The organism is Acinetobacter sp. BIGb0102, from assembly GCF_003815055.1.
Taxonomy (GTDB): Bacteria; Pseudomonadota; Gammaproteobacteria; order Pseudomonadales; family Moraxellaceae; genus Acinetobacter; species Acinetobacter vivianii.
Map to the genome: position 1 here is coordinate 124,141 of NZ_RKQE01000010.1, position 19,334 is coordinate 143,474.

The 19,334-nt window shown below is 40.4% G+C and carries 23 protein-coding genes; 18 read left to right on the forward strand and 5 right to left on the reverse strand.

The features are described 5' to 3' along the window. The first annotated feature begins 9 nt into the window (after positions 1 to 9). The 13 genes from EC846_RS03375 (at position 10) to EC846_RS03435 (ending at position 9,565) form a co-directional block, all read left to right on the forward strand. Positions 10 to 558, forward strand: coding sequence for a pilus assembly FimT family protein (locus EC846_RS03375; RefSeq protein ID WP_069576597.1), 549 nt, complete (start codon positions 10 to 12; stop codon positions 556 to 558). A gap of 67 nt (positions 559 to 625) precedes the next feature. Beyond that, complete coding sequence (gspI, locus tag EC846_RS03380; protein WP_227516925.1) at positions 626 to 1,051, forward strand: type II secretion system minor pseudopilin GspI; 426 nt, start codon at positions 626 to 628, stop codon at positions 1,049 to 1,051. Beyond that, positions 1,051 to 1,668 (forward strand): type II secretion system minor pseudopilin GspJ, encoded by a 618-nt coding sequence (gene gspJ, locus EC846_RS03385; RefSeq protein WP_004772511.1) that lies wholly within the window; start codon positions 1,051 to 1,053, stop codon positions 1,666 to 1,668. The genes gspI and gspJ overlap by 1 nt, the downstream gene beginning before the upstream one ends. Before the next feature lie 4 nt (positions 1,669 to 1,672). Then, positions 1,673 to 2,632 carry a type II secretion system minor pseudopilin GspK gene (gene gspK, locus EC846_RS03390; protein WP_123774203.1) on the forward strand — a complete coding sequence of 320 codons (960 nt, stop codon included), beginning with the start codon at positions 1,673 to 1,675 and terminating at the stop codon, positions 2,630 to 2,632. A 107-nt stretch (positions 2,633 to 2,739) separates the two neighbouring features. Then, entirely contained in the window at positions 2,740 to 3,336 is a 597-nt protein-coding gene (locus tag EC846_RS03395; protein ID WP_123774204.1) for a 6-pyruvoyl trahydropterin synthase family protein, read from the forward strand. Between the two features lie 43 nt (positions 3,337 to 3,379). After that, positions 3,380 to 4,093: a uracil-DNA glycosylase gene (gene ung, locus EC846_RS03400; protein ID WP_123774205.1), complete on the forward strand. Its 714-nt coding sequence runs from the start codon at positions 3,380 to 3,382 to the stop codon at positions 4,091 to 4,093. Then, positions 4,090 to 5,214 (forward strand): enoyl-CoA hydratase/isomerase family protein, encoded by a 1,125-nt coding sequence (locus tag EC846_RS03405; RefSeq protein WP_171409981.1) that lies wholly within the window; start codon positions 4,090 to 4,092, stop codon positions 5,212 to 5,214. Before ung ends, EC846_RS03405 begins: the two co-directional genes overlap by 4 nt. Before the next feature lie 6 nt (positions 5,215 to 5,220). Next, positions 5,221 to 5,730: a tRNA adenosine(34) deaminase TadA gene (gene tadA / locus EC846_RS03410; RefSeq protein ID WP_123774207.1), complete on the forward strand. Its 510-nt coding sequence runs from the start codon at positions 5,221 to 5,223 to the stop codon at positions 5,728 to 5,730. A gap of 66 nt (positions 5,731 to 5,796) precedes the next feature. Then, positions 5,797 to 6,237 (forward strand): SRPBCC family protein, encoded by a 441-nt coding sequence (locus EC846_RS03415; RefSeq protein ID WP_004772501.1) that lies wholly within the window; start codon positions 5,797 to 5,799, stop codon positions 6,235 to 6,237. Between the two features lie 9 nt (positions 6,238 to 6,246). Continuing rightward, a complete protein-coding gene (cmk, locus tag EC846_RS03420) occupies positions 6,247 to 6,927 on the forward strand; it encodes a (d)CMP kinase (protein WP_123774208.1) in 681 nt (226 codons plus the stop codon). A 115-nt stretch (positions 6,928 to 7,042) separates the two neighbouring features. Next, positions 7,043 to 8,725, forward strand: a complete 1,683-nt coding sequence (gene rpsA, locus EC846_RS03425) for a 30S ribosomal protein S1 (RefSeq protein ID WP_004772497.1) — start codon at positions 7,043 to 7,045, stop codon at positions 8,723 to 8,725. A gap of 157 nt (positions 8,726 to 8,882) precedes the next feature. Further along, positions 8,883 to 9,185, forward strand: coding sequence for an integration host factor subunit beta (locus tag EC846_RS03430; RefSeq protein WP_004653854.1), 303 nt, complete (start codon positions 8,883 to 8,885; stop codon positions 9,183 to 9,185). A gap of 14 nt (positions 9,186 to 9,199) precedes the next feature. Further along, on the forward strand, positions 9,200 to 9,565 hold the full coding sequence (locus tag EC846_RS03435; RefSeq protein ID WP_004772496.1) for a lipopolysaccharide assembly protein LapA domain-containing protein: 366 nt from the start codon (positions 9,200 to 9,202) through the stop codon (positions 9,563 to 9,565). An 84-nt stretch (positions 9,566 to 9,649) separates the two neighbouring features. On the opposite strand, the gene EC846_RS03440 is transcribed toward EC846_RS03435, so the two are convergent. After that, positions 9,650 to 9,976: an AzlD domain-containing protein gene (locus tag EC846_RS03440; protein ID WP_123774209.1), complete on the reverse strand. Its 327-nt coding sequence runs from the start codon at positions 9,974 to 9,976 to the stop codon at positions 9,650 to 9,652. Next, positions 9,973 to 10,629, reverse strand: coding sequence for an AzlC family ABC transporter permease (locus EC846_RS03445; protein WP_123774210.1), 657 nt, complete (start codon positions 10,627 to 10,629; stop codon positions 9,973 to 9,975). Before EC846_RS03445 ends, EC846_RS03440 begins: the two co-directional genes overlap by 4 nt. 89 nt (positions 10,630 to 10,718) lie before the next feature. Here EC846_RS03445 and EC846_RS03450 point away from each other — a divergent pair, with 89 nt between their 5' ends. Next, the gene (locus EC846_RS03450) at positions 10,719 to 11,267 is read left to right on the forward strand and encodes a helix-turn-helix domain-containing protein (RefSeq protein ID WP_123774211.1); all 549 of its coding nucleotides are present in this window, start codon (positions 10,719 to 10,721) and stop codon (positions 11,265 to 11,267) included. A 113-nt stretch (positions 11,268 to 11,380) separates the two neighbouring features. Then, positions 11,381 to 12,061: an orotidine-5'-phosphate decarboxylase gene (pyrF, locus tag EC846_RS03455; RefSeq protein WP_123774212.1), complete on the forward strand. Its 681-nt coding sequence runs from the start codon at positions 11,381 to 11,383 to the stop codon at positions 12,059 to 12,061. A gap of 12 nt (positions 12,062 to 12,073) precedes the next feature. On the opposite strand, the gene EC846_RS03460 is transcribed toward pyrF, so the two are convergent. Further along, positions 12,074 to 12,991, reverse strand: a complete 918-nt coding sequence (locus tag EC846_RS03460) for a lysine exporter LysO family protein (protein WP_123774213.1) — start codon at positions 12,989 to 12,991, stop codon at positions 12,074 to 12,076. Positions 12,992 to 13,223: 232 nt separating this feature from the next. Here EC846_RS03460 and EC846_RS03465 point away from each other — a divergent pair, with 232 nt between their 5' ends. Then, positions 13,224 to 13,799, forward strand: a complete 576-nt coding sequence (locus EC846_RS03465; protein WP_123774214.1) for a TetR/AcrR family transcriptional regulator — start codon at positions 13,224 to 13,226, stop codon at positions 13,797 to 13,799. Between the two features lie 25 nt (positions 13,800 to 13,824). Here the strand turns inward: EC846_RS03465 and EC846_RS03470 are convergent, their stop codons facing one another. Further along, positions 13,825 to 15,051 carry a multidrug effflux MFS transporter gene (locus tag EC846_RS03470; RefSeq protein ID WP_123774215.1) on the reverse strand — a complete coding sequence of 409 codons (1,227 nt, stop codon included), beginning with the start codon at positions 15,049 to 15,051 and terminating at the stop codon, positions 13,825 to 13,827. 232 nt (positions 15,052 to 15,283) lie between these two features. Continuing rightward, positions 15,284 to 16,798, reverse strand: coding sequence for a flavin-containing monooxygenase (locus EC846_RS03475; protein ID WP_123774216.1), 1,515 nt, complete (start codon positions 16,796 to 16,798; stop codon positions 15,284 to 15,286). Positions 16,799 to 16,953: 155 nt separating this feature from the next. Here EC846_RS03475 and EC846_RS03480 point away from each other — a divergent pair, with 155 nt between their 5' ends. Beyond that, complete coding sequence (locus EC846_RS03480; protein ID WP_004772479.1) at positions 16,954 to 17,973, forward strand: AraC family transcriptional regulator; 1,020 nt, start codon at positions 16,954 to 16,956, stop codon at positions 17,971 to 17,973. A 118-nt stretch (positions 17,974 to 18,091) separates the two neighbouring features. After that, positions 18,092 to 19,237 (forward strand): cell division protein ZapE, encoded by a 1,146-nt coding sequence (gene zapE / locus EC846_RS03485; RefSeq protein WP_004772477.1) that lies wholly within the window; start codon positions 18,092 to 18,094, stop codon positions 19,235 to 19,237. The last annotated feature ends 97 nt before the right edge of the window (positions 19,238 to 19,334 follow it).

The window sequence follows — 19,334 nt, forward strand, 5'->3', positions numbered from 1 at the left end:
GAAATGATAATGAGATCACCAAAGCATTCACAAAAGGCTTTTACCCTGATTGAGGTGATGGTGGTGATCGTTATTATGACGATTATGGCATCTCTTGTGGTTTTGAATATCGGTGGTGTTGATCAACGCCGCGCAATGCAAGCCCGAGAGATGTTTATTCTTGATCTGAAAAAAATTAATAAAGAAGCCACTGATCAGGCAAAAGTTTTTGCTTTAAATACTCAAAATGCGACGGATGTTGCACCTTTCAGTTATAACCTCTATGAATATCATGACCAGAGTCTTGAACAGATTCAGCAGGCTGACCGCACTTGGCAACTGTATAAAGAGTTTAAGACGCGTCAATTACCCAATAATGTGTCTTTGAGTATACAAAGTTTAGATACAGCAAATTATAACAAAGCAAAAAATGAAGATTTACTGGGCGGTAAGGCTCCTCAACTCATCTGGTTTGGAAATGGTGAAGCGAAGCCTGTCCGAATCCAGTTTTATTATGCGCAACAGCCGATTGGACATGAGTTAGAGCTGGATCATTTGGGCAAAGTCAATGAAAATTAAGTCGTTAGTATATTGTCCAGAGTGTGGTTCTTCTGTTGCTGTAGAACAGAAACCTCGCACCTCAAGCATAGCTTTCGGCCTTGCAGCAGGGCCGAGCGTTGCTCGGCGTAGACCTGCTTCAGGATTTACCTTACTGGAAGTGATGGTGGCGTTGGCGATCTTTGCTGTTGCGGCGATTGCGTTAACCAAGGTAGCGATGCAATATACGCAATCGACATCAAATGCCATTTTAAGAACCAAAGCACAATTTGTGGCCATGAATGAAGTGGCAATGATGGAAATGAATCAAGAGTGGCTGGATGGAACACAATCCAAGCAAGTGACCTCTCAAGGTGAAACCTGGCAAATCGATAAAAAAGCACAATCTACAATCAGCCCTAAAATCCAGAGAATTGAACTCCAAGTCAGTTTATTCAATAAAGAACAAGGTAAGGTCGAAGCGGGGATTACCAATCTTGTGTTCTTTAACTATCCTGCCAAAGCTAGAACATAATGAAATATACACGCGCATTTACTCTGGTCGAGTTATTGGTTGCAATTGCAATCTTTGCAGTACTTTCGATGCTGGGCTGGAAAGTGTTTGACTATTTATTAAAAGTAAAAGACCGTAATGCAGAACATGAATTGCACTTATTTGCCTTGCAGGATGCTTATCAGCAGTTCTTGCGGGATAGTTTGCAGATCATACCTTTGACAGCTAATGATGGACGACAGTTGCAAGCTGCGCTTGTCTTGAATGATCAGCACTTTGCATTCAGCAAGGCTGGTGTTTCTGACCCACTGAAACAAGGTTTGTCGCCTTACGAGCGTATTGAATATCGTTATGATGCTGAACAAAAGAAAGTGTATCGCCTCAAATATTCAAATCTGAATATTCCTAATCGGGTACAGCCTGTTTCAAGTACTCTATTGGAAAATGTAGATCAATTTAAAGTGATGGTTTTGAACCCACAAGAATTGACGCAATGGCCTGAAAATAGTGATCCAAGTAATATCGCTGAACTAAAAAAATTACCGCTTGGAATCAAAGTTCAGTTGACAGTGGCTGGTACAGACTACGAGTGGATTTATAGTCTGCTCAATAATAATTCAGATGCAGGCGGTCAGTAATGTCATGAAAAAACATTCATCTCAACATGGCATCGCTCTATTAACGATTCTGGTAATGGTAGCTTTGGCGACCATTCTAGCGGCGACCATTGCCAAGCGACAAACCAATACTGCCGAAAACACGGGCTATTTAATGCGTCAAAACCAGTCTCTACTTTATGCAAAAAGTGCAGAGGCATTTTTCTCGGAATTGCTGATACAAGATAGCGATAATGGAGAAAGTATTGACCATTTACAGGAAAACTGGGCTAAACCAATGCCGCCATTTCCTGTAGATGATGGATATGTTTCTGGTCGTTTGGTTGATGAGTCTGGAAAATTTAATCTTAACAATCTGGTGAAAGCCGATGGAACAAAGGTGGATGAAGCCGCGCAACGCTGGTTTGAAAAATTGCTACAACGGGTAGGTTTGCCTGCTGAGTTAAGTCAGGCCGTAATTGACTGGCAAGATGTTGATGATGAAACCACAGGGCCAATGGGAGCCGAGAGTAGTTATTATCAGGGTTTGGATCCTGCTTATCTAACGCCAAATACCAAATTCCACAGTGTAGAAGAGTTGAAACTGGTCAGAGGATTTGAGGGTAAGAATTATGATTTGATTAAACCCTATGTCACAGCATTACCTGAGCAAACGAAGGTTAACATGAATACGGCACCTGCCTTGTTATTGGCCAGTATTGATCCAAAAGTCGATGTAAAAGCGGTTGAACAAGAGCTAAAAGCAAAACAGGCGAATTTGACTTATTTCAATAATATTGATGATTTATGGCAGCTAAATGCATTTTCTGGGATAGAAGAACAGAATAAATTTGATGCCGCTGATTTGCTGGATAGTAAATCCAACTATTTTACTGCACAAATTGAAGTGGTTTTAAGCGAACGAAAACGTCAATTTACCAGCTCTTTAGCACGTAAGGATAAGCAAGTGACTGTTTATTCAAGAAGTCTTTCACCTTTCCAGTAAATTTCTGGATTGGTTAATCAAATGGTGACAAGGTTTAAAATCAATCCCAATCCATGTTTTTTTGCTTTATAATAAAATTCGTTTGCAGATAAAGATTAGCTTGGTGCATGTTAATTCGTAAATTGTTTAAGTTTGAGAATGCTCATATTGTACGTAACTGTACATCGGATCGTTGTAAGCGTTCGATTCATGGGCATAGTTATAAAGTTGAATTATTATTAAAAGCGTCAAAGCTGGATCATGGGCAAATGGTCTATGATTTCGGCTTACTCAAAGGCGTTATTAAGGAGCTATATGATAGCTTCGATCATGCAATCTGTTTTTGGCAGAAAGATGACCCTGCTTATATTGATGCATGTAAGACATTCAGTGCGCGCTGGATTTCCTTACCCGTTTCGCCATCGGCAGAACAGTTTTCGCGTATCTTTTTCTATCTCGCTCAGCAAGTGTTAAATTCAACTGTTACCCAGAATGGTGAAGGGGACGTTGAAGTGTATTCAGTGATTGTGCATGAAACAGATACTGGCTATGCACAGAGTTTTCAGGAAGATATTGAAAATACACAAATGGGCGAATTGAATCTGGAACAGATTGTCTTTTCAGAACAGGTACAGGCTGAATGGAGCGACGTTCAGATGTACGAAAACCTGAAAAAAGGAACAAAATTCCAGAATCCGAATGTAGAGTTACAAGTTAATATTTAAGTATTCTTCACTTAAATAAAAGAATTTATTTCAAGGAATGTTGATGCAACTTACTGAACAGCAACAGGACAAACTTAATAAAGTTCAGTTGGACGAGTCTTGGAAAATCTCATTATCAGAGTTTCTTCTGAGCCCTAAAATGGATAATTTGCGTGAGTTTTTACAACAAGAAAAACTTGCAGAAAGAGTCATCTATCCACCAAGCAAGCAGATCTTTAATGCATTGAATACCACACCATTAAATGCAGTGAAGGTCGTGATTCTGGGGCAGGATCCTTATCATGGTCCAAATCAGGCCAATGGTTTAAGCTTTTCTGTGCAAAGAGGGGTTGCATTACCGCCATCTTTGCGTAATATTTTTCACGAATTAAATACTGATCTGGGTGTTCCTGTTTCTCGTCATGGTGACTTGAGTAAATGGGCGGCACAAGGTGTGTTATTGCTCAACAGTGTACTTACGGTCGCGGCAGGACAGCCAACTTCACATCAAAAACAGGGATGGGAAGACTTTACCGATTCAGTCATTGATGTATTGAATGAACAGCGCGAACATGTTGTGTTTATTTTATGGGGTGCTTATGCACAGCGTAAAGGACAACGTATCGACCGTAACAAGCATCTTGTTCTAACGGCAGCTCACCCGTCACCACTCGCTGCAAACCGTGGTGGTTTTTTTGGCTGTAAAGTATTTTCTAAAACTAATCAATATTTGAAACAACATGGCATTGAGCCTATAGACTGGCAATTGGACGCATAATGACTTCTCCCGATTTAAATAGCTATCATCCTGATTTAGTTATTGAGCATGCAAAAAATGGTTGGCGAATCATTCGTCTTAATCGCCCTAAATCACTGCATGCTTTAGATGAGCCGATTGTAAGTGCTCTGCTTAAAGTATTTGAGCATTTTCATGAAGATGAAAGTGTCAAGGCGATCTGGTTCGATTCGACGACACCAAAAGCATTCTGTGCAGGTGGAGATGTCCGTAAATTACGTCAGCTTGTCATTAATAAAGAAGTTGAAACAGCAAATCAATTTTTCCAGCAAGAATATGCGCTTGATTTACTCTTACATAATTATGCAAAACCGATCGTTGTCTGGGGCGAAGGCTATGTAATGGGTGGTGGCTTAGGCTTGTTTATGGCAGCACCATTCCGTTTGGTTACTCCATATTCGCGTCTGGCAATGCCTGAAATCAATATTGGTCTATATCCCGATGTAGGCGCAAGCCGCTTCCTTGCTGACCGTGGTCAAATCGGTTTATTTACTGGCTTAACTGGCTCAATTATGACCGCAGCGGGTGCATTCAGCGTAGGTTGGGCAACGCATATTTGTGAAGCACAACGCGATAATGTGCTGCAAAAGGTTTTAAATGTCGATTGGCATCATTATCCGGCGGGTGCTTTCCGTGCAATTGATGACACCTTGAATAGCTTACATCGTCCTGTTGCTGCGGGGCCTTTGCAAAACTCAATTGATGTAATTCATAGCGTTTGCCGTGGGCAAAACTTTGAATATGACTATCAATCGATTATTGGCCTCAGTGATGCAAGTAGTGACTGGTTACGTCAGGCAAGTGAGAACCTGCAAAAAGGTTCACCAAGCACTGCAGCAATTACTTGGTTGTTATGGCAATGGGGCAAACAAGGTCATGCGTGGGATGAAGTTTTTGCATTAGAAGCACAAATTTCTGAATGGAAAATCCGTCATCCTGATTTTGTTGAAGGTGTGCGTGCCCGTCTGGTTGATAAAGACTTATCACCTGAATGGAAAGCAACAGAACAGTTAACACTTAAAGGTATCTTGGGTGACTGTGCACCTGTAACCAATATCGAGAGCTGGAATGCGTTGTTGAAGTACTATGGCGTGATTGCTTAAGCTGATATGACTGTAGAAAAACATAATGATGAATACTGGATGCAGCTTGCCTATGAGCAGGCTGCATTAGCGGCATCACAGGGAGAAATTCCTGTCGGTGCCGTTCTTGTCAGTGATGATCAGGTCATTGGTGCAGGATATAATGCACCGATTAAACTTTCAGATCCCACTGCACATGCAGAAATACAGGCTTTACGTGCAGCGTGTCAGTCTTTTAATAACTACCGTTTACCTGAAGATACGACACTGTATGTTACGCTTGAACCTTGCACCATGTGTGTGGGGGCTTTAGTGCATGCACGGGTGAGGCGTGTGGTTTTTGCAACGACTGAGCCAAAAGCTGGTTCTCTGGTCAGCGCCAGACAATTACTCGAAAGTGGTTATTACAATCATAAATTTGTTTTTGAGCAAGGATGTCTGCAAGCGCAATGTTCCTTGCAGCTAAGCGATTTTTTCAAACAAAGAAGAAGTGAAAAGAAGAAAATCCGTTCGTCAAAAACGTCCTTAAATGATTAAAAATGTCTCATGAGTTATGGCACACTAAGCCTCCAATGTTTTTGGATATAATCAAAAGGCGAAGTTATGCGTAATGCAATCACGATAGAAAAAGAATTCAATGCACCGATCTCTGAAGTTTTTGACTTGTTGTCAAAACACGCAACCTATAACAAGGCATTTGCACCATTACAGGTGGTTCGTGTGAAAGATTCTGCTGATCCAGAACGTCCTGACGGGATTGGTTCAATTCGCCGCATGGGATTTGGTCCGATTAAACCGCTTCAGGAAGAAATCACGCTACTGGAAGAGAATAAACGAATTGAGTACAAGTTGATCAACAACCCATTGGTAAAACACCATTTGGGGCAAATTGACTTTAAAGAAATCACACCTTTTGTGACTTTGGTGACTTATAAGATTGAATTTACAGCAAAAGCACCTTTTGTAAGTAAATTAGTTCTTGCACAACTCAAAGCAGCGATTACACTAGGTTTTTCAAAATTAGCCAAATCAGTTGCTTCATAAGAGATGGGAATGACAGTTCATATTATTACGATTGATGGTCCAAGTGGTTCTGGTAAGGGCACATTGGCTGCAAAAATTGCCGCACATTATGGTTTTAATTTATTAGATTCTGGTGCGTTATATCGTTTACTTGGGCTGTCTTTGTTTCAACATGGCTTACTGGATCAGCTGCATACCAAGCTAGAGCAGTGTGTTGAGTATGCTACACAGCTTGATATCGAATTTAAATCTACAGAAGCCGCAACACTTGTTTTTCTGGAAGGTGTTGATGTCACCAATACCATTCGCACAGAGCAGGTCGGTGAGTATGCATCTAAAGTGGCAACTGTCCCAGAATTAAGAAAAGCATTATTTGAACGTCAACGTGCATTTATTCAGGCACCGGGTCTGGTTGCTGACGGACGTGATATGGCGACATCGATTTTTCCAGAAGCCCAAGCCAAGATTTATTTAACTGCATCGGCTGAATCTCGTGCAGAGCGTAGAGTAAAACAGTTGCAGGGTATGGGTCTTGATGCTAAAATAAGCGACATTTTATCTAACATACAGGCTAGAGATAAAAGAGATATGGAGCGAACTGTTGCTCCGCTCAAGCCAGCTGAAGACGCGTATGTCATTGATAGTTCTACAATAGGCATCAATGAAGTGTTTCAGTTAATGGTGGACTATATCGATAGCCGTATTCAATAGATAAACCCTTTTATTTTCAGTTGAAGCATTGCTTGATCAGATTTTTTGGACAATGTAACAACTTAACTAAACCGGCCTTGTCTGATCCAAGACCGCGGACTTTATCAGGTATATCATGACCGAATCTTTTGCAGCCCTCTTTGAAGAAAGTGAATTAAACCTCAACGTTGAAAAGGGTGCAGTCATCCAAGGTACTGTTGTTAGTATCGATTCTGACTGGGTTACTGTTGACACTGGCCTTAAATCTGAAGGCGTTGTTGACCGTGCTGAATTTTTAAATGAACAACGTGAACTTGAAGTTCAAGTTGGCGATACTGTTGACGTAGTTGTTGAAGCGCTTGACAACGGTATGGGTCAAACAGTTTTATCACGTGAAAAAGCGAAACGTGCTGAAACTTGGACTAAACTTGAGAAAATCTTTGAAGACGGCGAAATCGTTACTGGTGTTATCTCTGGTAAGGTTAAAGGCGGTTTCACTGTTGACATTGGTCCTGTACGTGCATTCTTACCAGGTTCTTTAGTTGACACTCGTCCTATCCGTGACACAACTCACCTTGAAGGTAAAGAATTAGAGTTCAAAGTAATCAAACTTGATGCTAAACGTAACAACGTTGTTGTATCTCGTCGTGCAGTTATGGAAGCTGAATCTTCAGCTGACCGTGAAGCATTACTTGCTCAACTTGAAGAAGGTCAAACAGTTACAGGTACTATCAAGAACCTTACTGATTACGGCGCGTTCGTTGATCTTGGCGGTATTGATGGTCTTCTACATATCACAGATATGGCTTGGAAACGTATCAAGCACCCTTCAGAAGTTGTTGAAGTTGGTCAAGAAGTTACAGTTAAAGTACTTAAGTTTGACCGCGAGCGTAACCGCGTATCTTTAGGTCTTAAGCAATTAGGCGAAGATCCATGGTTAGCGATCATGAGCCGTTACCCTAAAGGTTCTATCGTTAAAGCACGTGTAACTAACTTAACTGACTACGGTTGCTTCGCTGAAATCGCTGAAGGCGTTGAAGGCTTAGTACACGTTTCAGAAATGGACCACACAAACAAAAACATCCACCCATCTAAAGTTGTTCAGATCGGTGACGAAGTTGATGTTATGGTTCTTGAAGTTGACGAAGAACGTCGTCGTATTTCATTGGGTATCAAACAAACTCGTGCTAACCCATGGGAAGAGTTTGCTAAAGCAAATGAAAAAGGCGAAAAAGTTTCTGGTACGATCAAGTCAATCACTGACTTCGGTATCTTCATCGGTTTATCTGGTGGTATCGACGGTTTAGTACATTTGTCTGATATCTCTTGGAACGAACAAGGCGAAGAAGCAATTCGTCGTTACAAGAAAGGTGACACAGTTGAAGCAGTTATCTTATCTGTTGACGCTGAAGGCAACCGTATCAGCCTTGGTATCAAGCAATTAAACAGCGATCCATTCAATGACTTCTTGGCTGCGAATGAGCGCGGTGCTTTAGTTAAAGGTACTGTAACTGCTGTTGATGCTAAAGGTGCTACAGTTAAATTAGCTGATGACATCGAAGCAACACTTAAAGCTTCTGAAATCAACCGTGACCGCGTTGAAGATGCGACTAAATTCTTAGAAGTTGGTCAAGAAGTTGAAGCTAAGATCATCAACGTTGATCGCAAATCTCGCTCTATCAACTTGTCTATCAAAGCGAAAGACGAAGCTGAAGAGAAAGAAGCTGTGAACAATGCTCGCCAAGCTGCTGCAACTCAAGCTGCAGAAAGCAATGGTCCTAAGACTATTGGTGACTTAATTAAAGCTCAAATGAAGTAATTTGTTAAAAAGTACGTTTCTTGTAACAGAGACGTACTTTTTTATACAAAAATACTGTAAACGGTAGCGTAGTAATCATGTACTGCGCTACCGTTTTGTATTTAAACAGGTTATTATTAAAAACATTGGAAAGTAGCGATAATTAAAGAGGTCATCAATGACTACTGAAGCACTTAATAAATCTGATTTAATTGAACGGATTGCTCTTAAAAACCCACACTTAGCTGAACCTTTAGTTGAAGATGCAGTTAAGATCATGATTGATCAAATGATTGAAGCACTATCAAGCGGTGATCGTATTGAGATTCGTGGTTTTGGTAGTTTTGCATTACATCACCGTGAACCACGTTTAGGCCGTAACCCTAAAACAGGTAAGTCAGTTGATGTTGCAGCGAAAGCAGTTCCACACTTTAAACCTGGTAAGGCACTTCGTGATGCAGTAAACGAATCTGCTGAATAAGTATTGAGGTCTTTATGCGTTATGTCTTAATTGCATTACTCGTTGCCATTTTTGGTTATTCACTTGCTTTGGTACTTCAAAACCCGGCTGAGCTACAAGTAGACTTGTTATTTACTCAAGTTCCAGCGATGCGTTTGGGGTTATTACTTTTATTGACGTTAGTCTTGGGTGTTGTTGTTGGTTTACTTCTAGGCGTACAGGTTTTCCGCGTTTTCCAAACCAGTTGGGAAATTAAGAGATTGCGCAAAGATATTGATCATCTTCGTAAAGAGCAAATTCAACTTGCACAGCAAGCTGCCGCAGAAGCTGCTGCGAGTGTAAGACATGAGAAAACGGTTCTGGATATTAACCCAGAAAGCCAGCCGCGTACTCCGTTATAAATTTCATATTTCAGCCTTATAAAATCTTGATGATTGTATAAGGCCCTTAAAAGCTCTTTATTGGATTAAAGAGCTTTTTTGTTTTTATGGGAAACCGAAATATCTCAACATAGCGGTAATGAGCATGGCGACTAAAATCACCACAATAAGAGAATATTTTTTCCATGCAAAAATGATTGCAACCGAAACGCCAATAATTTTACTGATGCCACTAAAATGAGCTTCAGTAAAAAGGGTATTAAATACCGCTAAGGTGAACAGCAGAACACAGGCAGAATCAGCCAATAATTGTTTATGATGCTCTTTGATCTCAATGCGATTTGCCAGATAAAAGCCTGAATAACGGATCAGGTACGTCCCTAAAGCAAGTACAACAATGCCGATGAAGATATAACTTTCGCTGTATTTCATTTTGTTTTTCGGCCTATCATTAAACCAAGCATAGACACTAAAACAGGAAGTCCTGTTGGAAGTAAAGGAATAGAAGCTAAGGAAAGTGATGTGCCCATAAATACTCGATTTCGTGTGGTTTTATTCTTGAGCATGGGTAGAATCAAGGCAAAAAGAATGGCTGGGAATGCTGCATCAATACCAAAGACATAGATATCAGGAATATTTTTGCTCAGCAGATAACCGATGAATACACCGAGTGGCCAAAGTATGCTGATGCCTAGGCCGCACATCCAGTAAGCCCATTTTTTCAAATGCGCTTCTTGTTGACTCAGTCCGAACATCACACTTTCATCATTCATGATGTGACAGGCAATAAAGTGATAGACATTTTTCTCAATAAAGGTTGCGACCGATAATCCAAAAGGTAAATGACGCAAATTGATGAGTATGCCTGTGAATGCGGCAAATACAGGATTTGCTCCTGTTGCAATCATGCCAATAAAAGTAAATTCAGCTGCACCTGCCAATACAGTTAACGAAAGAGCGAGAGGAATCCACATGGGCATGTCAAAACTGGCTGCAACTGATCCAAGAGAAATCCCGACAATTCCTGTTGCGACTGAGATGAGAATGATGGCTTTGATTAAGTTATAGCGTTCTTTATCTTGCATCTTTATTTTCTATATCAAACGACCGTACGATATAATAGATTAATTTTATATCGTTCGTCAAAACGAACAATCGTTTTTTATGGTGATTTATGGCATTGCCAATTGAAATTGTTGCAAAGGGTTTGCAAAGAGAGAGACAAAAAGCAGGACTGTCATTGGCAGAAGTTGCGCGTCGGGCGGGTATAGCCAAATCAACCTTGTCGCAATTAGAAGCAGCACAAGGAAATCCTAGTCTGGAAACATTGTGGGCCTTGTGTGTGGCTTTAGATATTCCATTTGCAAAGTTAATGGAAAGCAATATTGCACAAACTCAGATCATTCGTTTTGGCGAAGGGCCATCTGTTTCCTCTGAAATTGCCCATTATCAGGCTATTTTATTGGCCAATTGTCCAACTGGCGCCAGACGTGATGTATATATGCTCACCACACAGCCTGGTGAACCACGTTGCAGTCAGCCGCATCCGATTGGCAGTATTGAGCATATTGTGATTATGAAAGGTCAGGCCAGAGTAGGCTTAATTTCCGAGCCAGTTTTGCTGAATGAAGGGGACTACATTTGTTATCCTGCCGATCAGCCTCATATCTTTGAGGCTTTGCAAGACGATACCAGAGCAATTCTTATTTCCGAGCAAAGATAAGGGTTATTTCTGTATGATCGAAACGCTTTTTTGCATTATGGGTGCTTTCTTGCTTTGTTCATGCTGTGAATCACTTTATAATTAACTGATTTTTATGTGATGGAACTAGATTCGTGAGTATTATTGTTGCCCTAGACGCAAAAAGCCAATATGACGCCTTAACAATTGTTGATCAGCTTGATCCGTCACTTTGCCGTGTGAAAGTTGGCAAAGAGCTTTTTACTCATGAAGGTCCATCAATTGTGAAAAACTTACAAGACAAAGGTTTTGAAGTTTTTCTTGATCTAAAGTTCCATGATATCCCGAACACTACCGCTCAAGCAGTATGTGCTGCTGCCGACTTAGGTGTATGGATGGTGAATGTGCATGCTTCAGGCGGCCGTAAGATGATGGAAACTTGCGTTGAACGATTGAAGGCTGGCAACTATCAAACTCAGTTGATTGCAGTGACTGTATTAACGTCAATGGGACGTGAAGATTTGCGTGATATTGGTCTGGATATCGAGCCAGTTGAACATGTGAAGCGTTTAGCAAAACTCACTCAGGAAAGCGGGCTAGATGGTGTGGTGTGTTCAGCACAAGAAGCCAAGATCCTTCGTGATATGTTGGGTCAACAGTTTGCATTGGTGACACCAGGTATTCGTCCAGAGGGTTCAAATGCAGATGACCAAAAACGTATTGTTACTCCAAAACAGGCTATGCTTGATGGTTCAACGCATTTAGTAATTGGTCGTCCAATCACTAAAGCGGAAAAACCGACTGAGATGTTGAAATCAATTTTGGCTTCAATCTGATGAAGTCGAAGTTTAAAACTTCATACTGAGAAATAAGCTGATTAAGAGTGGTGCGAGGAGAGATAGAATCAAACCACTCATCATGGCATGTGGGACATAATGTGTGCCACATGACTGTTTCACCATCGCAAGCGTTACATCCATAGACGTAGCACCCGCACTGGAAATCGCCGAGCGTGGAAAGCGCCAACCTAGACAATACATCAATAAAATTGCAAAAATTTCCCTAAATAAATCGGTTAATAAGGCAATGCCACCCAGTTTGGCCGAATGCAGTTCGGTAAATAAAATCCCAGACATTGAATACCAGCCATAACCTTGTGCTAGGGCCATGACTTCATTCAGGCTGTAATGATTTAATAGAATAAAATAGTTAACAATTGCTGCAAGACAAGATCCAATAAAGGCTGCGACAGGCACCAATAAGATTTTCCAGCTTAACCAGCTACGATCGAATTGAGTAAAGGCCAGTTCAACACCAATCAAGAAAATAAAGATTAATAATAAATACCAGCTATTAAAGGCAATATGCAGATCTAATTTTTGAATAAGCATACCCAAGCCAATACCCACGGCTAAGGCCAGAAAGGCTTTTCCAATGTTTTTCAGTGCATTTAGAAACAAGTGGAGTGAAATTTTCCCTTGCACGCTTTGGCGATCAATCAGCTTATACGTCATTAAACAAATGAAAAAAGAACCAATCGAAGTGGTAAATGCAATGAGTACTGCTGGTGGCAAGATTGCAGCTGGATTTGGAATATGGTTGAGTGCTTGTGTGAGTTCAAACGCAACACTGACCAGTAAAATATAAGAAAAATAAGGAAGAATTCTAAATACAAATTTTTTTAGGGATTGAGATAAATGCGGTGCTATAAAATAGCCTAAGCTAATACAAACAAAAATTTGGAAAATCAAAACAAAAGAGGTCATACGATCAGAGCGTTGAAAGTGCTGATTTATTATGCAGGGAAATCTGATAGTTGGGTAGATTTATATATCATTTGATCAACAAAGTTTAGAGGTGAAATAACTGAAAAGAGTTGAACAGAGCATCTTCCAGATTTTTATTCTATTTTTAAGATGTAGATTGAATGAGCTGATTCATCTATGAATATCGCATGAGGTGAAATATACTTTTATTAGTACAAGAGGTAGATGATTTGTGACAGCAGCTAAGATTCAAAAATATGCATTGGAACGTTTTGCAAAACAGGGCTTTGCCGCCACGTCATTAAATGAAATTGCGACTGATGTTGGTATAAAAAAGCCTTCGATTTATGCACATTTTAAAAATAAGGATGAACTCTATCTTAGCCTGATTCCCATCATGATTGATGAAGAACTGGGATATGCCAAAACAATTTTGCAAGGTGGGGAGCATCTACAACAACAATTGCATGATTATTTTATCAGTATTGAACAGCGCTTTAATGAGTCTTATGCGGTTCAGTTCTGGATGAATGCTTTGATCAGTCCACCCGTGCATTTGTATGATCAGGTGATTGAGCCGATGCATGTGTTTATGGCTGATCTGGAACAGTTATTTTCGCAAGCCATTCAGAATTCTGAAGTGGCTAAAAATCAGCATCAACTCGATTCCCAGACACTTGCTCGGGTATGCATGAGTTTTGTGGATGCATTGCAAAGTGAATTGATCTATGGCGGTCGAGAAAAGTTCCGACTTCGTCTGAATGCCATCTTAAAAGCATTGAATGTATTGATCAGTACCTCAATTTAAAAGGTACTGATGCGTGTGAATATTATTATTCAGCTTCTGCAACAGGGAAGCGAGCCCGTTGTCCTGAGGCGGCAAAAATAGATAAGCCCAGTGCGATACTGCCACAGATGAATAAACTTGCAGGAAGCAGGCTGATATTAACGTCCATAAAGCTGACAATAAAACCAATCAGTGAAGCAAAAGCATATTGGAGTAAGCCCATGAATGATGAGGCTGCGCCCGTTAAATGCTGTGGGCTTTGTTGCATGGTAAGCGCGGTGACGTTACCAAAGATAAATCCTGTAGACCAGATACTTAGTCCCAAAAGAACAATGTATTGCCACAAGCTTAAATCATAAAAAGACACACTCATTAGCAGAATTAAGCTGGCCCCACTAAATATACAGATCCCAAGTACCAGTAAGCGTTGCGCAGACCAGCGTTTCAATAACAGGATTGAAATTTGTCCAAGAATGATTAGTCCAATCGCATTGGCTGCGAATAAGGTACTAAAAGTTTCATTATGAATATGATAATGCTGAATAAAAATAAAAGGAGACTGGCTTAGGTAAACAAAGAAAGCACCCAAGATAAAACCACCAGCAAGGGTGTAGGCCATAAAGCTTTTATTTAAGCTCAATGTTTGATAGCTAGTTTTGATTGTGGTGAGTTGGAGTGGCTGGCGATATTCAGGCTTTAAGGTTTCGGGTATAGCGTAATTACCCCAGAACCATAAGATTGTACCAAGTATAGCCAACGTATAGAAAATAAGCGTCCATGATCCGAATCGAAGAATAAAGCTACCAAATAAAGGGGCAATGATTGGAATGATCATCATCACCTGCATCAGGATGGAAAAGTTTTTGGCACTACTTTGTGCATCACATACATCCGAAATAATCGCTCTGGGTACAACTAAACCCGCGGATGCACCGATGGCTTGTAAGAATCGGGCAGCCAGTAACCATTCAATCGACGGTGCGATTGCAGCCAGTAATGAGCCTAAAATGAAGATCGCGATACCGATTAGCAAAGGTTTACGGCGTCCAAAACGATCAAGTAAAGGCCCGTAAATCCCTTGACCAATTGCAAGACCAATCAAGAAGACCGAGAGCGTCAATTGAACCTGTCCAGGTGTGGTTGCAAAGCTTTCTGCAAGAAGTGGAAATGCAGGTAAATAAATATCAATCGCCAGCGCATCTAAAGCGGTAAATAAGGAGAGCAGTAGTAACAAAGACCAGCTGATTTTAGAAATTGGAGGAGCAGATTGCATATCTTGTAAACTCTAGTGCAGAAAGCGGACAGGTATTGGTTAACTACCTAACGGTAGGTAGTTAAAATCTTAGCATGAATTATTTAATTTTGCCTATAAAAAGAAATGTGGCTTTAAATTGGAAAAGATAAAGGAATAAAGAGAGGGCAAGCAGGAGGTATAAGTCGTTGTATCATTCAGAAATAAAAAAGCCCCTGAGAAGTTCAAGGGCTTTTTAACTGTATTTTGCTATTTATGCAGCATTGGATTTGGCAGCAGTTGAGCTATTGATAAAATTATAATCAGCCACGTTTACTTTGCGTGTCTCTAGCCAGTATCTCCATGTATAGGTTGGCCATAGTGAGAAGTTTTTGCCATCAGCAGCCTGATACCAACTGCTACAGCCTCCCGCTTGCCAGACCGTACCTTTAAGTTGCTCTTGTACACGCTCATTGAACTGATCTTGAACATCCTGCTTGATTTCGACAGCTTGAGTCTTGGTTTGATCGACAGTTTGAATCAATTGCAGAATGTAGTTCACCTGTGATTCGATCATGAAAATCACAGAGTTATGACCAAGAATAGTATTTGGCCCAAGTAACTGGAACAAATTCGGGAAGTTTTTGGTGCTAATACCATAATAGCTTTCCGCGCCATCTTTCCATGCTTGTTTGAGTTCAATACCGTTACGACCAATGCAATTGAAATGTTTTAAGTAAATACGTGGGTCAGTAATAAAGCCCGTTCCATAAATCAGGCAATCAATTTGGCGTTCTTTGCCATCTTTAGTGATGATGCCATTCGCTGTAATTTCCTGAATAGCATCCGTCACCAGTTCAACATTGTCACGGTTAAAGGTCGGGAAGTATTTATTAGAAATCAGAATACGTTTACAGCCCATCACAAAGTCAGGGGTTAATTTTTTTGCCAGCGCCTTGTCTTTTACTTGAAAGCGAATAAAAGCTTCCGCCAGTTTTTGACCATATTTCATGATTTGTGGCTGTACAATCGGCACGACACGAGATTCATTGGTCCAGTACAGACGGGTACGATGAATTTGACGATAGATGTCTGAAGCTTTAAACAGTGTTTTGCTGAGCTGTGAGTATTTGCGTTCATCACGTGGAATCACCCAAGCTGCGGTACGTTGCAATACATAGAGCTGCTTCACTTCGGGTGCAATTTCTGGAATGTATTGAATAGCACTACCACCTGTACCAATGGATGCAACTGATTTACCCGTTAAATCATAATCGTGATCCCATTGAGATGAATGGAACACTTTACCCTTAAAGTTCTCAATTCCTTTGACATGAGGGATTTGTGGAACATGTAGCGGGCCAGAAGCAAAAATCACAAATTGTGCTTCAAGAGTGGCTTGGTCTTTAAAGTCCAATGTCCAGATATTGCGGTTTTCATCAAACTCGGCTTTGGTTACTTCATGTCCGAATTTGCAATAGTCTTTTAATTTGTATTGTTCAGTGATGTCTTGAATATAGGTAAAGATCTCATCTGCTTCTGCATAACGTTTTGACCAATCGGTTTTCGGCGCAAATGAAAGGGAGTACATATGCGACTGCACATCACATGCTGCGCCTGGATATTGGTTTTCACGCCACGTGCCACCGACGTCATTGGTTTTTTCTAGAATTACAAAATCATGGATCTGACTTTGTAACAGGCGAATGGCCATTGCTAAACCACCAAAACCTGCACCAATAATTGCCACTTTTGTTTTTTGAATCGCATTTTTGGTTACATCACGCATAGCGTATATCCTGCACAGCTAAATTTTATGCAAGTTTAATGGTTTTAACGAGATTAAATATGATTGTACCGACGTAAAACTTGACCATTTCGGCAATTCATTTGCTCAGGCTTTTATAGTAAAACATTAAAGTTTTGAGAACTGTATTAGGAACTATGAAGAGATCTATCCTCGGATTGATGTATTTGATTCAAGGCATGCGTCATGTCGGCATTGATGTGGATGCACGTTTAGCAAATATGGGTATACAAGCCGATGCTTTAGATCCAGCTTCAATTATTCCTGATGAGATCGAATGGGATATCTTGCAACATATTAGTCAGGATATTTCACCTGAACAAGGTCTGTTCATCGGGCAACATTATGCGCTGGCAGGTTATGGTCCATTTCTGATGTTATTGGTCACTAGTGAAACTCTCCATAAGGCTTTGTTGAATGGTGTGCAATTTCAGCAGTTGACTCATTTATTTGGTTCTTTACATCTCGAAATTAAAGAAGATTTTATTCATTTGTTCTATCAGCCTGTTGATCTGAATACGCATTTAGGTCAATTGCGAGCACAATGCGAAATTTCAGGTACGTATAAGTTCTTACAAGATATTTTCAAAATGATGGGATTAGAGATTCCTAATATTCGGATTGAATTGCCATTTACCCGCCCGAAAGACTTAAATTTGCTTGCAGCCTATCAGGATTATTATGGAATAGATGTCAAATTTGGATGTAGAGAGGCTGCTTTCATATTAGAAAATACTCAAATACTCAACATTAAGATCCCATCTGCTGATGTATTGACCTATCGCATTTATGAAGAAAAATGCCTAGCGGATATTCAAAATCTAGAAAAAAGTGCCAGTCTAAAATTGACCGTGGTCGAATATGTTAAGGATTATCTGGAAATGCAAAATGGGGTCATTCCGACCATGGCAGAAACGGCCTGTGCTTTGCATATTCCTGAGCGAACTTTAAGGCACCAATTGCAGCAAATGCAGACCAGCTATAAAGAAATTCGTGAAAAGCTGATCCAGCAGAAGGCCATAAAGTTCATCGAAAACAGTTCATATTCGATTGAACAGGTGGCTGAAATGTTGGGTTATTCTGAACCGGCAGCGTTCAATCATGCCTTTAAAAGATGGTTTGGATTGAGTCCAAGACAATATAACCGCAATCATTAAATGATTAAAAATGGTACATTATGATGTTTAAACTCTATGATAATTAAGCCTAAAATCTAATGTCATTGAACGGAATGTTCGATATAATTTTCACCAATTAAAATTGCAATAACACCTTATGTCAAATTCTAAACCAGACTCACATAGCACTGCATTTATCCCAACGTCACCTGCTGAGCGTTATACTCAAGCACTTGAGTCAGGACAATTCATGCCAGATGAAGCACAAGCTCAGGCTGTGCGAGAGTTAGACCGAGTATGGAAAGAGTTACTCACTCGCTATAAGGCTTCTAAGAAGGCGTTTCGACGTTTCCGTCGTCAAACCTATCCGAAAGGCGTTTATATGTGGGGTGGTGTAGGCCGTGGCAAGACGTGGCTGATGGATCAGTTTTACGAATCTGTTCCATTCCGCCGTAAAATGCGTATGCATTTCCATCACTTTATGCAACATGTCCACAAAGAGTTGAATAAGCTTTCAGGTCAACGCAATCCTTTAGATTTGGTTGCGGATCAGATTTATAAAGATGCTGTTGTAATTTGCTTTGACGAATTTTTCGTATCGAACGTTACAGATGCAATGATCCTGAGCGATTTGTTCCAGAAGTTATTTGAGCGTGGCATTACGCTGGTTGCAACGTCAAATATTGCACCAGATGGTTTGTATAAGAACGGGATTCATCGTGACCGATTCTTGCCAACCATTGAGCTGGTCAAGAAAAACTGTGTCGTTTTAAACGTAGATGCCGGTGTGGATTATCGTTTACGTGTTTTGAAACAAGCACAATTATTCAAGTATCCATTGACGGATGATGCCCAAGCTTGGTTATCTGGTCGTTTTAAAGCCTTGACTCAAACACAGGCGCAATCTAACTCTCCAATCATGATCAATAATCGTGTGGTAGAGACGTTAGGCCATACTGAAGATGTATTGTGGTGCGAATTCTCTGAATTATGTTTTAAACCGCGTAGTCCAGCCGACTTTATTGAAATTGCCAACATTTACAATACCGTGCTGGTGAGTAATGTTCCGCATTTGACAGATTTCTTGTCAGAAGGAACACGCCGTTTTATTTATCTGGTCGATGAATTCTATGACCGTGGTGTAAAACTGATTCTTACCTCTGAAGATTCAATCATTGATCTGTATGAGGGTGAGAAACTGGCATTTGAAATTGAACGGACGCGTTCACGTTTATTGGAAATGCAATCGGATGATTATCTACATTCCGAGCATCGACAGATTCAGGTCGCACAAACTTCATAAATCAAAAAGGCATTCTTCTGAATGCTTTTTTTATAAACTTACATTGATAAGGCTTTATTCCTGACTGATTTTTGTTATAACTAGATGAGTTTGAAAA

Bases quoted from the DNA above. Each gene is read 5' to 3' on its own strand.
- EC846_RS03435 (WP_004772496.1), top strand. From the start codon at position 9,200: ATGCGTTATGTCTTAATTGCATTACTCGTTGCCATTTTTGGTTATTCA.
- tadA (WP_123774207.1), top strand. From the start codon at position 5,221: ATGACTGTAGAAAAACATAATGATGAATACTGGATGCAGCTTGCCTAT.
- EC846_RS03375 (WP_069576597.1), top strand. From the start codon at position 10: ATGAGATCACCAAAGCATTCACAAAAGGCTTTTACCCTGATTGAGGTG.
- EC846_RS03480 (WP_004772479.1), top strand. From the start codon at position 16,954: ATGAAGAGATCTATCCTCGGATTGATGTATTTGATTCAAGGCATGCGT.
- EC846_RS03440 (WP_123774209.1), bottom strand. From the start codon at position 9,976: ATGAAATACAGCGAAAGTTATATCTTCATCGGCATTGTTGTACTTGCT.
- rpsA (WP_004772497.1), top strand. From the start codon at position 7,043: ATGACCGAATCTTTTGCAGCCCTCTTTGAAGAAAGTGAATTAAACCTC.
- EC846_RS03395 (WP_123774204.1), top strand. From the start codon at position 2,740: ATGTTAATTCGTAAATTGTTTAAGTTTGAGAATGCTCATATTGTACGT.
- EC846_RS03475 (WP_123774216.1), bottom strand. From the start codon at position 16,798: ATGCGTGATGTAACCAAAAATGCGATTCAAAAAACAAAAGTGGCAATT.
- zapE (WP_004772477.1), top strand. From the start codon at position 18,092: ATGTCAAATTCTAAACCAGACTCACATAGCACTGCATTTATCCCAACG.
- EC846_RS03415 (WP_004772501.1), top strand. From the start codon at position 5,797: ATGCGTAATGCAATCACGATAGAAAAAGAATTCAATGCACCGATCTCT.
- gspK (WP_123774203.1), top strand. From the start codon at position 1,673: ATGAAAAAACATTCATCTCAACATGGCATCGCTCTATTAACGATTCTG.
- gspJ (WP_004772511.1), top strand. From the start codon at position 1,051: ATGAAATATACACGCGCATTTACTCTGGTCGAGTTATTGGTTGCAATT.
- EC846_RS03470 (WP_123774215.1), bottom strand. From the start codon at position 15,051: ATGCAATCTGCTCCTCCAATTTCTAAAATCAGCTGGTCTTTGTTACTA.
- EC846_RS03430 (WP_004653854.1), top strand. From the start codon at position 8,883: ATGACTACTGAAGCACTTAATAAATCTGATTTAATTGAACGGATTGCT.
- EC846_RS03460 (WP_123774213.1), bottom strand. From the start codon at position 12,991: ATGACCTCTTTTGTTTTGATTTTCCAAATTTTTGTTTGTATTAGCTTA.
- EC846_RS03450 (WP_123774211.1), top strand. From the start codon at position 10,719: ATGGCATTGCCAATTGAAATTGTTGCAAAGGGTTTGCAAAGAGAGAGA.
- cmk (WP_123774208.1), top strand. From the start codon at position 6,247: ATGACAGTTCATATTATTACGATTGATGGTCCAAGTGGTTCTGGTAAG.
- ung (WP_123774205.1), top strand. From the start codon at position 3,380: ATGCAACTTACTGAACAGCAACAGGACAAACTTAATAAAGTTCAGTTG.
- EC846_RS03445 (WP_123774210.1), bottom strand. From the start codon at position 10,629: ATGCAAGATAAAGAACGCTATAACTTAATCAAAGCCATCATTCTCATC.